At 48.8% G+C, this 12,387-nt stretch carries 11 protein-coding genes; 6 read left to right on the forward strand and 5 right to left on the reverse strand.

Annotation, left to right across the window (positions count from 1 at the left end):
- Window positions 1-156: 156 nt before the first annotated feature.
- The gene (locus tag ACO6VE_RS07905) at window positions 157-762 is read right to left on the reverse strand and encodes a MarC family protein (RefSeq protein ID WP_269674865.1); all 606 of its coding nucleotides are present in this window, start codon (window positions 760-762) and stop codon (window positions 157-159) included.
- Window positions 763-1,115: 353 nt separating this feature from the next.
- Between ACO6VE_RS07905 and ACO6VE_RS07910 the strand changes: the two genes are divergently transcribed.
- The 4 genes from ACO6VE_RS07910 to ACO6VE_RS07925 all read left to right on the forward strand — a co-directional run bounded on the left by ACO6VE_RS07910 (window position 1,116) and on the right by ACO6VE_RS07925 (window position 4,101).
- Window positions 1,116-1,400: a hypothetical protein gene (locus ACO6VE_RS07910; protein WP_422446035.1), complete on the forward strand. Its 285-nt coding sequence runs from the start codon at window positions 1,116-1,118 to the stop codon at window positions 1,398-1,400.
- A 103-nt stretch (window positions 1,401-1,503) separates the two neighbouring features.
- The gene (locus ACO6VE_RS07915; RefSeq protein ID WP_422446161.1) at window positions 1,504-2,556 is read left to right on the forward strand and encodes a methionine ABC transporter ATP-binding protein; all 1,053 of its coding nucleotides are present in this window, start codon (window positions 1,504-1,506) and stop codon (window positions 2,554-2,556) included.
- Window positions 2,546-3,202: a methionine ABC transporter permease gene (locus tag ACO6VE_RS07920; protein WP_422446033.1), complete on the forward strand. Its 657-nt coding sequence runs from the start codon at window positions 2,546-2,548 to the stop codon at window positions 3,200-3,202. Before ACO6VE_RS07915 ends, ACO6VE_RS07920 begins: the two co-directional genes overlap by 11 nt.
- Window positions 3,203-3,276: 74 nt before the next feature.
- A complete protein-coding gene (locus ACO6VE_RS07925) occupies window positions 3,277-4,101 on the forward strand; it encodes a MetQ/NlpA family ABC transporter substrate-binding protein (protein ID WP_422446031.1) in 825 nt (274 codons plus the stop codon).
- 35 nt (window positions 4,102-4,136) lie between these two features.
- On the opposite strand, the gene ACO6VE_RS07930 is transcribed toward ACO6VE_RS07925, so the two are convergent.
- The 3 genes from ACO6VE_RS07930 to ACO6VE_RS07940 form a co-directional block, all read right to left on the reverse strand.
- A complete protein-coding gene (locus tag ACO6VE_RS07930; RefSeq protein ID WP_422446029.1) occupies window positions 4,137-5,642 on the reverse strand; it encodes a hypothetical protein in 1,506 nt (501 codons plus the stop codon).
- A gap of 122 nt (window positions 5,643-5,764) precedes the next feature.
- Window positions 5,765-6,475, reverse strand: coding sequence for a hypothetical protein (locus tag ACO6VE_RS07935; protein WP_422446027.1), 711 nt, complete (start codon window positions 6,473-6,475; stop codon window positions 5,765-5,767).
- Window positions 6,476-6,712: 237 nt separating this feature from the next.
- Complete coding sequence (locus tag ACO6VE_RS07940) at window positions 6,713-7,846, reverse strand: glycerate kinase (protein WP_422446025.1); 1,134 nt, start codon at window positions 7,844-7,846, stop codon at window positions 6,713-6,715.
- A gap of 277 nt (window positions 7,847-8,123) precedes the next feature.
- Between ACO6VE_RS07940 and ACO6VE_RS07945 the strand changes: the two genes are divergently transcribed.
- Window positions 8,124-8,873 (forward strand): SDR family NAD(P)-dependent oxidoreductase, encoded by a 750-nt coding sequence (locus ACO6VE_RS07945; protein ID WP_422446023.1) that lies wholly within the window; start codon window positions 8,124-8,126, stop codon window positions 8,871-8,873.
- A gap of 24 nt (window positions 8,874-8,897) precedes the next feature.
- Window positions 8,898-10,382, forward strand: coding sequence for a cryptochrome/photolyase family protein (locus tag ACO6VE_RS07950; protein WP_422446021.1), 1,485 nt, complete (start codon window positions 8,898-8,900; stop codon window positions 10,380-10,382).
- A 1,103-nt stretch (window positions 10,383-11,485) separates the two neighbouring features.
- Here the strand turns inward: ACO6VE_RS07950 and ACO6VE_RS07955 are convergent.
- Window positions 11,486-12,328, reverse strand: a complete 843-nt coding sequence (locus ACO6VE_RS07955; RefSeq protein WP_422460718.1) for a hypothetical protein — start codon at window positions 12,326-12,328, stop codon at window positions 11,486-11,488.
- Window positions 12,329-12,387: the final 59 nt, after the last annotated feature.

The raw sequence follows: 12,387 nt of genomic DNA on the forward strand, positions 1-12,387 counted from the left end.
CGGACTGAGCTTGTCGAAGTTCGGTGGCACGACCCTTCGACAAGCTCAGGGTGAACGGAAATAAAAGACAATTCCTAAGCGCTTCCCGTTGCCCGCCTTCCGCATAAGCATAAGCAGGCTGTCTTTTTCGGGCGGCAGGCAGCTTATTGACCATTCCTAACTCATCCAGCGCTGAACCCCTAGGGCGGTCATCACCAGTTCTACCGACAGTGCGGCCAGTATCATGCCCATTACCCGGATGATAATGGCCGAGCCATTGTGGCCAATCACCCGAAAGATCCGGTCGGCAAACAGCATCAGGCCACAGGTGACCAGAAGCACCAGCGTCATGGCACCGGCGGTCATGGCCTGCTGGCTGAAGGTTTTGACGTGATTGTCGGTCAGTACAATCACCGCCATAATGGCCCCGGGGCTGGCAATGGAAGGGACCGCCAGAGGGAATACGGCCAGTTGATGACCGGGTTCCCTGGATCCGGAACTGTCTTCAGGGTCAGAAAAAATCATCTGCAAGCCGAACAGGAACAGGATGATTCCGCCTGCCAGCTGCAGGGAGATCAGCTGAATGTTCATCGCCTTTAGAATAATCTGACCAAGAACCAGTGCCGAAAGGAGAATAACAAAGGCGTAAATGGTCGCTTTCAGGGCGACTCGGCGTTTTTGCGTTTCTGACAATCGTGCCGTCAGTCCAGTGAACAGTGCCAGAGTGCCGACCGGGTCAATGGTGGACCAGAGCATGATAAAGTCTTTGAAGAAAAGCTCCATAATAGTACCTGCCCAGTTGGTTATGGGTGTTATAGGATGAAGCCGGGCAGCCATTCCTGGGAATAGCGGTCAAACTGCGCAAATACCTGACGACATCTGTTCGTTATTTCATGGTTCCTGTACACATCCAAAATCTGGAAAAATGGCAACCATGACTGAATAAAAATATTCCTTCTTCTTCAATTAAATAAGACAAACGTCAATTGTCCAGTGATTAGGTACACAGCAGGAAAAAAAGTGACCAGTACCTATGTTTTGGCTATCGCTAACTATATATAATTTATTCTTATTTTTTTATTCGAAAAAACAATATAACAGAGCCTGAGTTAATTTCTAAGGCTGGATGTCGTTGCATGGAACTGTCACTTCTGCACGTTGTTGCTGCCATGGGGGTTGTTGGCCTGGGGGCTATTGTCCAGGGAACCATCGGCTTTGGCATGGCGGTTGTTGCCGCACCTTTTCTCTATCACATAGATCCTGCCCTGATACCGGGACCGCTGATTTTTTCCGTGCAGTATTTCAGGTATAACCGCTATTCTGTCTGCCGTTTGAAGGTATCCGGAGGTGAGACCGGGAGAGTGAGAAAGTTGACAGAAATCACTATTTTGGATAGTTTGTCACGCCATGCGCTGATTTGACCTTGGCTTGCGAGCGCATTACAAATTCCGCTAAAAGAAGGGTTTCAATTAAGAATTCCTTATGAAACCACTCTGTTAGCATCAGGGTGGTTTTTTTATGCATATGATTGAATTGAATAACCTGACCAAGGTGTTTGCCGCCGGGGGTACCGAGGTCAAGGCCATTGACGGAGTAAATCTGTCGGTGCCTGAAGGTGCCATCTACGGTGTGATTGGCTCCAGTGGCGCAGGGAAAAGCACGCTGATTCGTTGCGTCAACTTACTGGAGAAACCAACTTCCGGCCAGGTGCTGGTGGATGGTCAGGACCTGACTCTGCTACCAGAGAAATTATTGCGTCAGGCCCGTCACAACATTGGAATGATTTTTCAGCATTTCAATCTGCTGTCCAGCCGCACTGTGTATGATAATGTCGCTCTTCCCCTGGAGTTGGCCGGTGCCAGCAAATCAGAAATAGAACAGGCCGTTCTGCCCCTGCTGGAACTGACCGGGCTGGACTCGAAAAGAAACAGTTATCCTGCCCAGCTGTCCGGCGGTCAGAAACAGCGGGTGGCCATTGCCCGGGCCCTGGCCAGTAAGCCGAAAGTGCTGTTGTGCGATGAAGCCACGTCCGCACTGGACCCGCAGACTACCCGGTCAATTCTTGCCCTGCTGAAAGACATCAACCGTCAGCTTAAAATTACCATTCTGATCATTACCCATGAGATGGATGTGGTGAAAACCATCTGTGATCGAGTGGCCATTATGAGCTTTGGCAAGATCATTGAAGAGAATGAGGTAGAGCAGTTCTTTCTTAACCCCCGGACGGATCTGGCCAAAGAGTTTGTGCGCAGTGCGATTCATGAAAAGCCGGTGGCAGAAATTGAAGCCCGGTTCCAGTCTGAGCCCTGTGAAGGTGCCAGGCCGGTGGTGCGCATTACCTTTGTCGGGCAGGGGGTTGTCCAGCCGTTGATTACCAGGGCGGCAAGACAGTTCAACACGGACTTTAATATCCTGCAGGCAGATATTGAAACGGTCAATGAAAAAGCCATGGGCTTTTTGATGGTGGAAATTATGGGTGAGCCGGAAGGCATTGAGCAGTCGCTGCAGTTTTTGCAGGGCTTGCATAACTCACCAGACAATACGGTCCAGGTAGAGGTGATTGGTTATGTCAGCTGATGCATGGTCACTGTTGTTCAAGGCGCTCTGGGAAACCCTCTATATGGTGGCCTTTTCCGGAGGCATCAGCTTTCTGCTCGGTATCCCGCTGGGAGTGCTGCTCTACGTGACCCGGGAAGGGCGTATTCTGGAAAACCGCATTGCCAACCTGGTTCTGGGCGGTATGGTCAACGCCGGGCGTTCCATTCCTTTTATTATTCTGATGGTGGCTATCATCCCGTTGACGCGACTGTTGACCGGTACTTCCATTGGTACCACCGCCGCGATTGTGCCACTGACCGTGGCGGCGATCCCGTTTGTTGCCCGCATTGCCGAAGGTGCCTTGAATGAAGTGCCTTCCGGATTGGTGGAGGCCGCCCAGTCCATGGGGGCCAGCCCGTTGCAGATTGTTACCCGGGTGTTGCTGCCGGAGGCCAGGCCCGGGCTGATTAATGGCATGACCATTACGCTGGTAACACTGGTGAGCTACTCGGCCATGGCCGGTGCCATTGGTGGCGGCGGTCTTGGTGACCTGGGCATCCGTTATGGCTACCAGCGGTTTGATGGAGTCATCATGCTGGCCACGGTGGTGGTGTTGATTGCCCTGGTGCAATTGCTGCAGATGGTGGGTGATCGCCTGCAGCACTATTATGATCGCAGTCACTAATAATTATTTGTAAGGTGGGAATCCATCAACGTCACTAATGTTGATGGCATGTTGTTAAAGTCCGGGAGTAATCAATGACTTTTAATATTCTAAAAACAGTAAAAATCCTGGCCAGTTCGGCGGTATTAGCGTCAGCAGCATTGCTGGCAGGCTGTGGTCAGTCGGATGATCCAGAAGGCCCGCTGAAGGTGGGGGTGATGGCGGGGCCTGAGGCCGATGTGATGAAAGTGGCGGTAGACATCGCCAGACAGGACCATAATGTGGCTGTGGAGCTGGTGGAGTTCTCTGATTATGTGTCGCCAAACGTAGCGCTGTCGGACGGCAGTATTGATGCCAATGCATTCCAGCATCGCCCTTACCTGGACAGTATGGTGCGTGACCGGGGCTTTAAGCTGGTTGCCGTTGGTAACACCTTTGTTTATCCCATTGCCGCTTACTCAAAGACGTTGAAAGACATCAGTGAGTTGCAGGATGGAGCCAAAATCGCTATTCCCAATGACCCAAGTAATGAAGGCCGTACACTGATTCTTCTGCATCAGCGTGGCTTTATTAAGCTGAACGATGTGAATAATCTGGAAGCAACACCGGCAGATATCATTGAAAATCCCCGTGACTTCCAGTTTATTGAACTGGATGCGGCTCAGCTGCCCCGCTCACTGGATGATGTGGATATGGCCTTTATCAACAACACCTATGCGGTACCGGCGGGTTACACCCCAACCCGTGATGCCCTGCTGGTGGAAGATAAGGACTCTCCCTATGTGAACATCATCGTCACCCGTGAAGATAATCAGGCAGACCCGCGTGTACTGGCCCTGGTTAAGTCGTATCAGACGGATGCGGTGGAAACCAGGGCTGCGGAGCTGTTTAAAGGGAGTTCTGTGGCTGGCTGGAAGTAAATGTTCTACATGCTGGAAGCGGTTTGCTTCCGGCATTATTTATGCTTTATGGCCTTGAGGCCGTTAATCATCGTTACCCCTTCGTGTAAAGTGACCATCATCTGCCTCTTCTGGGATACTGATACCACTGGCCGGTTGGTTTGCGTTTGCGTTTGCTTAAGACGCTCAAGGTTCTTTATGACTTGTTGAGAAAGATGGTTGACCTTTAGAATCGTTATTTCACTTTCACTTTCACTTTCACTTTCACTTTCACTTTCTTCTCTTGTTTCTTTTTCTATAGAATGGCTTTGTGCAGTTTGGCTGCCAGTGTTGTCACAAGTGACCTCATCCGTATCATCAACAGTTGATTCGTCGCTGTCGTAATCAGTTGATTCGTCGCTATCATAAACAGTTGATTGGTCGCTGTCGCAAACAGCTGAGTCGTCGGTATTACTGCATGATGGCACATAATCTTTGGCATTTATCTCTAAGAAGGTACTGTGGTTTTCTCGCAACTGCTCATTTCTGACGGGTAAAACCTCAGTTTCTGTCGTCAGTTTATTGATTTTACTGGGCTGTAGAGGATCGCATGTAGAATTTGTCAGTCTTTTTTGAGGCGTTACGTTTTCTCTACACGAAGAAGCATCCACCAAAGGTTCTTTATTGTTCTGGCTGGTTGGCTGTTCAATTCCGGCATCATGCTCAGCATCGGGCTGTGCTGAGGTTCTCTCCAAATCTGATGGTTTTTGTGTATCGGCCTTTTTCTGTTGATTATCTGGCAAACACTGATGATTGTTACCGGAACCTGAAAGCGTAATGTTTACGGCTGAGGGGGAGGCGTCGTTTTTTTCTTCAACTCTCAATTTTTTGCGCGGCCGTGGTATGAGTATTTCAGGAATTGGTTTTCGTTTATGTCTTTCAGGTCGACATTTTACAACGGCAAAATCTCTCCATTTGAACAGATCTTTTCTATGAAAGTCCGGAGACATTGCATTTGATAACTCAACCCAAAGCGCCAAAAGGTAATAGCCATTGCGATCAGCTGAAATATTTGGTCCGTCTTTCATTCCCAGGGAAATATCTCGTAGAAACTTGAAGTGATCTCCGTCACTGTTCCTTTTTAAAAAATCCAGGAGTTTTTCTTTCTTTGGCCTGAATTTCCAGGCGCTTTCCTCAATGAAATCGTGATACTTAAACGCTTTTCCAATCATTTCATAGGCAGCTTCCACCCTGGTATTATCAGACTGACATATTTTCCTCAGAATGGGAGGAGTGAAAAATTTTTTGACCAGCCTGGGGGTTCTCTGATCCACGGTATTTTTTGTTAAACCAGTAAAACAGAAACGCTTGCCATCAAGAATGTAAATGGTTTGGTCATCATCTTCACACGGAGGAATTTTTTTGGAGCCAAAGTGGACATCAACATCCCGAAAGCCAAAGCTCCTGGCCTTTTTCAGTACGTCCTCAGCACTGGAGGTAGTCTTGGTAACAAAGTCCTCAAAAGTTCTGGGTTTGGAATATGTGTGATCAGTAGCAAATGCTTTGTCAGCACTCAGATCCATAATTTTATTCTCTTTAAATAGTCCGGAAAATCTAGCTCTCGACTTTGTGGTTGACAAGGAATCAGAAATGGTTGGAAAGTGGTTTCGCAGTGTGCAGGTTAATTCAGGCAATAGCAGAAGGATTAACCTTCTACCAGGTGGGTAAATGCTGCTAAAGCTTCCGGATCTCCACGTTTGATTTTATTCGCAATGACATAATGGAAAAAGTAATGGAAGTGTTCGTGATCCTGGGCCGCAAACAGGCATTCATCGCCCGGTAGTACCGGTGTGTTTTCGACCTTTTTATCATCGGCTACCATGGCCATGACCCGGCCATCGTTGTATAAACGCCAGCTGGTTACATGAACCAGTACAATCGTTTTAAACTGGTCTTCGGTCAGAATGGCATGGGTGCCGATGGTGTCGGGGATTTCCTGAATAATGACAGCTTCATCAGACTCTATGGGTGGGTAGTAATTGGCCGCGTTTTCCAGTTCCGCAACCTTGTGATCCGGTACGTCAAAAAATGCATGGTCGTGTATCTTGTCAAAGTAACCTTCCCAGTGGCCATTTAATGGGTCATTGAGCTCACGGGCAGGTACCACCTTATTCAGCCAGGGAATGAGGGCATCAACCGTGCCGTCTTTCATCATTGCCCAGCAGAGAATTTTCATGCTGAACAGCTTGCCCGGATTGGCATCATTGCTGTAGAGCATTTCCATACCGTCCAGTTCAGGAGCAATGCGCACAATCTGATGAAGGTTAACCTCGTCCAGAGGCTTGCGGGTGAACATATCGATGACATTGCCACTGTTATCATCGGGCTGAGTTTTATCTTCAGGTTCTTTGGCCATGAACAATCCCGGGTAAAGCTGAGTCTGGTAAAAATGAAGGAGTTCATAGCCCATATCGGCATGGTCGTATCATCCTGCACTATTGGTTGCAGTGGGGGAGCACAAACAGGAAGGTATGAATCCTGACGCTGATTAACAGACGCTTTGCACCACAAAGGCACAAAGAAGACTGGTAAGAGCAAAGATCAAACAAAAAAAATGCTTTTACTTTGTGTCTTTGTGGTTAAAACAAAAATATTACCGCAGGAGTATTAAGGCACTGGCCAGGTTTCTGGCTGCCCGGATCAGGTTCTCCTCACCTTTGGCCAGGGCCTCGGACAGTGGGACTGCACCGTGAACAATCGGGAACAACGCATCAATGCCACAGTCGTAGACCGCGTCAACATCGGAACCCACAGAGCCAGCCAGAGCAATCACCGGAAGATTGAACTGTTTGGCAATCCGGGCAACCCCCACGGGTGTTTTTCCCTGCGCGGTTTGTCCATCAATCCGGCCCTCTCCGGTAATCACCAGATCAGCGCCGATCAGTTTTTCTGCCAGGCCGACGGCATCCATGACGATGTCAATACCCGGTTTCAGTTCAGCATCCAGAAACGCCAGCAGGGCAGCACCCATGCCTCCGGCAGCGCCTGCTCCCGGCTGTTGCCCAACATCTTTGCCAAGGTCCCGTTGCAGAACGCTGGCATAGTGTGTCAATGCCTGGTCCAGTTGTTCGACCATCTCAGGAGTCGCCCCTTTCTGGGGACCAAACACTGCTGAGGCACCATTGGCTCCGGTAAGTGGATTGTCCACATCGCAGGCCGCAATAAACTCGATGGTCTGGAGTCGTCTATCCATCGCACCGGTATCAATGCGACACAGACGTGACAGCGCTGCACCACCCCGGGGCAGCTCCCGGCCATCAGCATCCAGCAGTTTTACCCCCAGTGCCTGCATCATACCTGAGCCACCGTCGTTAGTGGCACTGCCGCCAATACCGACGATGATGCGTTTAATGCCCTGGTCCAGGGCGCTGAGAATCAACTCTCCGGTCCCCCGGGTGGTACTGAGCATCGGGTTGCGTTGATCCCTGGGTACCAGCTCAATACCTGAAGCCCCGGCCATTTCAATGACAGCGGTTTCAGCATCACCCAGCAGGCCGAAGCAGGCCTGAACGGTCTCTCCCATTGGGCCGGTTACCGCAACATCCACCAGTGTGCCACCGGTAGCGTCCACCAGTGACTGCAGCGTACCTTCGCCACCGTCGGCAACCGGAACCTTGATGCACTCGGCATCCGGCAGGACCTGCTGCAAACCGGTTGCAATGGCCTGTGCTACTTTGGCTGCGGTAAGACACTCCTTAAAGGAATCGGGTGCAATAACAATTTTCATGGTCTGTTCCCCCAGTATTGAAGAGTGCCGTAAATCAGTGTGGCGGCCCCGGAAAAGCAGCAAAAACAGTGCCTGTCCACTTAGTTAGAAAATATGATTTCATTTGGTTAACTACTTATTCAGGGGGATAATCATAGTCCGTTGGACGATCTGTTGAGTTACAGGTTCCGTAGAGAAGTTTTTATAGAAATAATCGGTTAAACGCAACGCCATTCAGCCTGTCTGCCTGAGGCTGTCTTCTAAATAAGGTTTTCTAGCCAGATATATGGAGTGCTCCATGACAGAATTGAAACTGGACTCATTTGCCGAGGGCTTGCATGTTGCTGTCATCGGAGCCTCCGGTGCCATCGGCAAAGCCATGGTCCATTGGCTGGAGCAGGTACCAACAGTCACCAGAATTTATGCCTTTTCACGCAGTGAACCTGAGTTTGGCCAGGTGAATAAAACCGTTTTTCACCCCATGGATCTTCTGGATGAAAACAGCATTGCCAAGGGTGCGGAGCAAATTTCGGAGCCGTTGGACCTGGTGTTAGTCACCACCGGTATCCTCCATGAGGGGGAAGGCCTGAAGCCGGAAAAATCCATCAAGGATTTCCAGCCCGATCACTTTGCCAGAATCTTCGCCGTCAATACCACCGGACCCGCCATGGTTGCCAAATATTTTCTTCCCAAGCTGGCCAGAAACCGTAAGAATGTGTTTGCCGTGTTATCCGGCAGAGTGGGCAGCATTTCTGATAATCAATTAGGCGGCTGGTATGCCTACCGGGCATCAAAGGCAGCGCTGAATATGATTATCAAGAGCCTGGCCATCGAAATTGCCAGAAAAAACAAAGCATCGATTATTGCTGCATTGCATCCGGGCACAGTGGATAGTCATTTGTCCATGCCGTTTCAGTCCGGCGTGCCTGAGGGTAAACTCTTTTCAGCGGACTACTCGGCAGAACGGCTTTTGCATGTGATTGATCAGTTGACACCAGGGGGCAGTGGTCACATGTTTGCCTGGGATGGCGAAAAGCTGCCTTTTTGATGGTGCAAAACCTAAGGAGACAAGATGGTTATTATTCACTGGTTTCGTCAGGATCTCAGGTTGTCTGATAACCCCTCTCTGTTCGAGGCGGCTGGCAATGGCCAGGTGCTTCCGGTATTTATTCTGGATGATCACTCTGCCGGTCAATGGGCTCCCGGCAGGGCCAGCCGCTGGTGGCTGCACCACTCACTGGCAGCATTAAACGACGCTCTGAAAGGCCGACTGCTGGTGCTTCAGGGCGACGCGGCAAAAGTGCTTCCGGAGGTGGCGGCGGAATATAAGGTGGATGCCGTTTATTGGAATCGCTGCTATGAGCCCTGGCGGATCCAGCGGGATCAGCAAATAAAGAAAGCCCTGCGAAATGACGGGCTGGAAGTCAAAAGCTTCAATGGTTCCCTGCTCTGGGAACCATGGACCGTGCTGAAAAAGGATCGAACGCCCTACCGGGTATTTACGCCTTACTATCGCAAAGGGTGCCTGGTAGCTGAACCGCCCAGGGAGCCATTGCCGGTACCGAAAAAAATCCGGTGTGTTGATACCACCTCGAAAAGCGACATCAATGACCTTGAGCTATTGCCAGCCGGAGGTTTTGTCCCCGCCCATAATCCTGAGTCTGCCGGTGAGGCAAAACAGGTGCGCTGGGACCATAATCTGTATGCCTACTGGTGTGAGCAGGGCAGAGGGGTTGGTGAGACAGCGGCAAAAAACAAACTCCAGGATTTTCTGGGCGAGGGGCTGAATGGGTATAAAGTAGGGCGTGATTTCCCTGCCAGGCGCAGCATTTCACAACTGTCTGCCCATCTTCATTTTGGTGAGGTATCCCCCAATCAGGTCTGGTACGCGTCGGCGGCTGCTGCAACCGACAGTAATGTGGAGACGGACCTTGACTGTTTTCACTCAGAACTGGGCTGGCGTGAGTTTTCTTACTATTTGCTGTACCACTTCCCAACACTGCCGGAGCAAAATTTCCAGCCAAAGTTTGACGGCTTTCCCTGGCAGGATGATCCCGAAAAACTCAGGCGGTGGCAGAAGGGACTGACCGGTATCCCCATTGTCGATGCCGGGATGCGCGAACTTCGGCAAACCGGGTTTATGCACAACCGGGTGAGAATGATCGTCGGCTCATTTCTGGTCAAAAATCTGCTACAGCCTTGGCGGCATGGGGAAGCCTGGTTCTGGGACTGCCTGGTGGACGCTGATCTGTCCAGCAACTCGGCAAGCTGGCAATGGGTGGCGGGTTCAGGTGCGGATGCGGCACCCTATTTCCGGGTTTTTAATCCGGTTACCCAGGGGCAGAAGTTTGATCCTGATGGCGAGTATATACGTCGATATGTACCTGAGCTTTCCGGGGTACCGAATAAGTATCTGTTTGCGCCCTGGGAAGCCGACGACAATGTCCTTTATCAGTCAGGTGTTATCCTGGGGGAAAATTACCCATCGCCTGTGGTTGATTTGAAAAAGTCCCGGGCTAAAGCGTTAGAGGCGTGGCAGGCCATTCGCACTCAATAAGCTGGCCTTGATATAGAAGCATCTTCATTTTGAATAGCTTCTAACTCGTATGAACGCGTTTGTGTCTTTCCAGATTTGCCTTTCTGATAAATCCTTTATTGCAAATCTCACATTCATACGGCCTCTCCCCTGTATGAGTGCGTTTGTGTCTTGTCAAACATCCCTTTCTGATAAATCCTTTATTGCATATCTCACATTTATGCGGCTTCTCCCCTGTATGAGTGAGTTTGTGTCTTGTCAAACATCCCTTTCTGATAAATCCTTTTTTGCAAATCTCACATTCATGCGGCTTCTCCCCTGTATGAGTGAGTTTGTGCATTTCCAGATTACTCTTCTGGATAAAGCGTTTATCGCAATTCTTACATTCAAACGGTCTCTCTCCCGTATGAATGCGTCGATGTCTTTTCAGAACAGACTGATAATAAAATCTGCTATCACAACCCTCAAACTCACATTTCAATGGTCTGTGACCCAGATGAGTGAGTTGGTGTCTTTTCAGATGCTCATTGCGGGTAAATGTTTTACCGCAACCATCGAACAAACATCGATGAGTCTTGCGCTTTTTTGATGGCAGGGCTGCTTTACTGGACTGCAGGAACTGCTGTTCATTAGTTTGTGAGTTTTGACCGTAAAACCCAGTCGGGTGATAAAATCCGACACGTTGACTTGCCTGACCTGGCCCTGAAGGCTGTTGACCCTGTCCGCCAGCAACCTGGTTTTCAGGGGTGGTTAATTTGCACATTCTCTCCCTGAGGTCTTGAGCCACAGACCTTTCCTCCCCATGCTTTGGTTTTATGCCCAAGCCAAGAGGCTGGCCTTGAACTCTTACCTCTCTGTGAGAGGACGTTGTGCCCGATACTGGTTGCTCAGAACTGGCCCTGGTCAATAAATATGAGGCTATGGCCTCAATTTTTGCACCTGAAGCATTTAAATGTGCTGAATTCATGTGTTTATCATTTGTATGATAATCCTCCCGGGAGGCCGATCAATTTACTGTCGAGTAGGGTAGTCTATTCTCGGTCAGCAACCCGGCTTTGACATATTTGTAGGTTTATGGTTCCCGTTCCCAATCGTTCATTTGATTATATTCAGATACCTGTTAGTTACAGATTATCAACGGTGTTAAATAAGTTTCTTAATTGTGCATCAAGTTCATTAAAGTGACCAATGTCCGCCTTTGGCGCTTTTCCATCGGGTTCTGGTACATATTTGAGATTGCAAATTTCCCTGAAGTAAGGGGCATCAAATTCAAAACGACTTTCCAGTTGATGACCGCAGAGTTGCCATTTGTCCTTGTCAGCAGATTTGGTAGCAATCATCTGGTTAATTTTATATCGTATAAGCTTAATGGGTTTAATTGAGTCATGAAGCTTATATTTTTCAGGACGAGTAGTATGGATCAATGATTCAAGCGGTTGCTTAAATTCTTTTATAATTTTGATAAACCCAGCATTGTTTGGTTGAGAATCTGGCGGAATATCAAAGAATTTATCACTAAAACCTAAATCCAGAGTTTTGTTAACTTCCTTTAAAATGATAATATCCTTGTCAATGTTTTTCCTTTTGATTTTTGTAGGATTAACCTTAAGATTGCTGGAAATAATATTTTTGGCAATAAATATATAGTAGGCCTTTTGTTTTAACTCTTCTAAAAGATTCAAGTAAAGCTCCAGGCAGTTTGTAAATGAGGTGTGCAAATTCTCAAGCACATCATCTTCTAGCTTTTCAGTTGAAACCGTATCAGTTGAAACCGTGCGTGAATCCAGGGTTTTGTTGGGAGCTTGACTCTGTTCGGAGTTGTCTGATCTACAGGACAGGTAATTAAAGGCAGACGAAATAGCCTTTACGACCCTGCCGAAGCAATAGCCGATCAGTTTAAACGGAGCTTTAATCGCCTCAATCAATATATTACCGGCGGAAGCTGCAATTTCAGAAATACTTTTCATAGTTTGTTTTCCCTAAGTTATTTTCCATTGTCAAAGACTGAAATTTCAATAAATTTCAT

It is taken from the genome of Endozoicomonas sp. ALB115 (assembly GCF_049310245.1).
GTDB lineage: Bacteria > Pseudomonadota > Gammaproteobacteria > Pseudomonadales > Endozoicomonadaceae > Endozoicomonas.

What these genes read in the sequence shown, in the direction of transcription:
- ACO6VE_RS07905 (WP_269674865.1), bottom strand. Translation starts at nt 762, where the DNA reads ATGGAGCTTTTCTTCAAAGACTTTATCATGCTCTGGTCCACCATTGAC.
- ACO6VE_RS07910 (WP_422446035.1), top strand. Translation starts at nt 1,116, where the DNA reads ATGGAACTGTCACTTCTGCACGTTGTTGCTGCCATGGGGGTTGTTGGC.
- ACO6VE_RS07915 (WP_422446161.1), top strand. Translation starts at nt 1,504, where the DNA reads ATGATTGAATTGAATAACCTGACCAAGGTGTTTGCCGCCGGGGGTACC.
- ACO6VE_RS07920 (WP_422446033.1), top strand. Translation starts at nt 2,546, where the DNA reads ATGTCAGCTGATGCATGGTCACTGTTGTTCAAGGCGCTCTGGGAAACC.
- ACO6VE_RS07925 (WP_422446031.1), top strand. Translation starts at nt 3,277, where the DNA reads ATGACTTTTAATATTCTAAAAACAGTAAAAATCCTGGCCAGTTCGGCG.
- ACO6VE_RS07930 (WP_422446029.1), bottom strand. Translation starts at nt 5,642, where the DNA reads ATGGATCTGAGTGCTGACAAAGCATTTGCTACTGATCACACATATTCC.
- ACO6VE_RS07935 (WP_422446027.1), bottom strand. Translation starts at nt 6,475, where the DNA reads ATGGCCAAAGAACCTGAAGATAAAACTCAGCCCGATGATAACAGTGGC.
- ACO6VE_RS07940 (WP_422446025.1), bottom strand. Translation starts at nt 7,846, where the DNA reads ATGAAAATTGTTATTGCACCCGATTCCTTTAAGGAGTGTCTTACCGCA.
- ACO6VE_RS07945 (WP_422446023.1), top strand. Translation starts at nt 8,124, where the DNA reads ATGACAGAATTGAAACTGGACTCATTTGCCGAGGGCTTGCATGTTGCT.
- ACO6VE_RS07950 (WP_422446021.1), top strand. Translation starts at nt 8,898, where the DNA reads ATGGTTATTATTCACTGGTTTCGTCAGGATCTCAGGTTGTCTGATAAC.
- ACO6VE_RS07955 (WP_422460718.1), bottom strand. Translation starts at nt 12,328, where the DNA reads ATGAAAAGTATTTCTGAAATTGCAGCTTCCGCCGGTAATATATTGATT.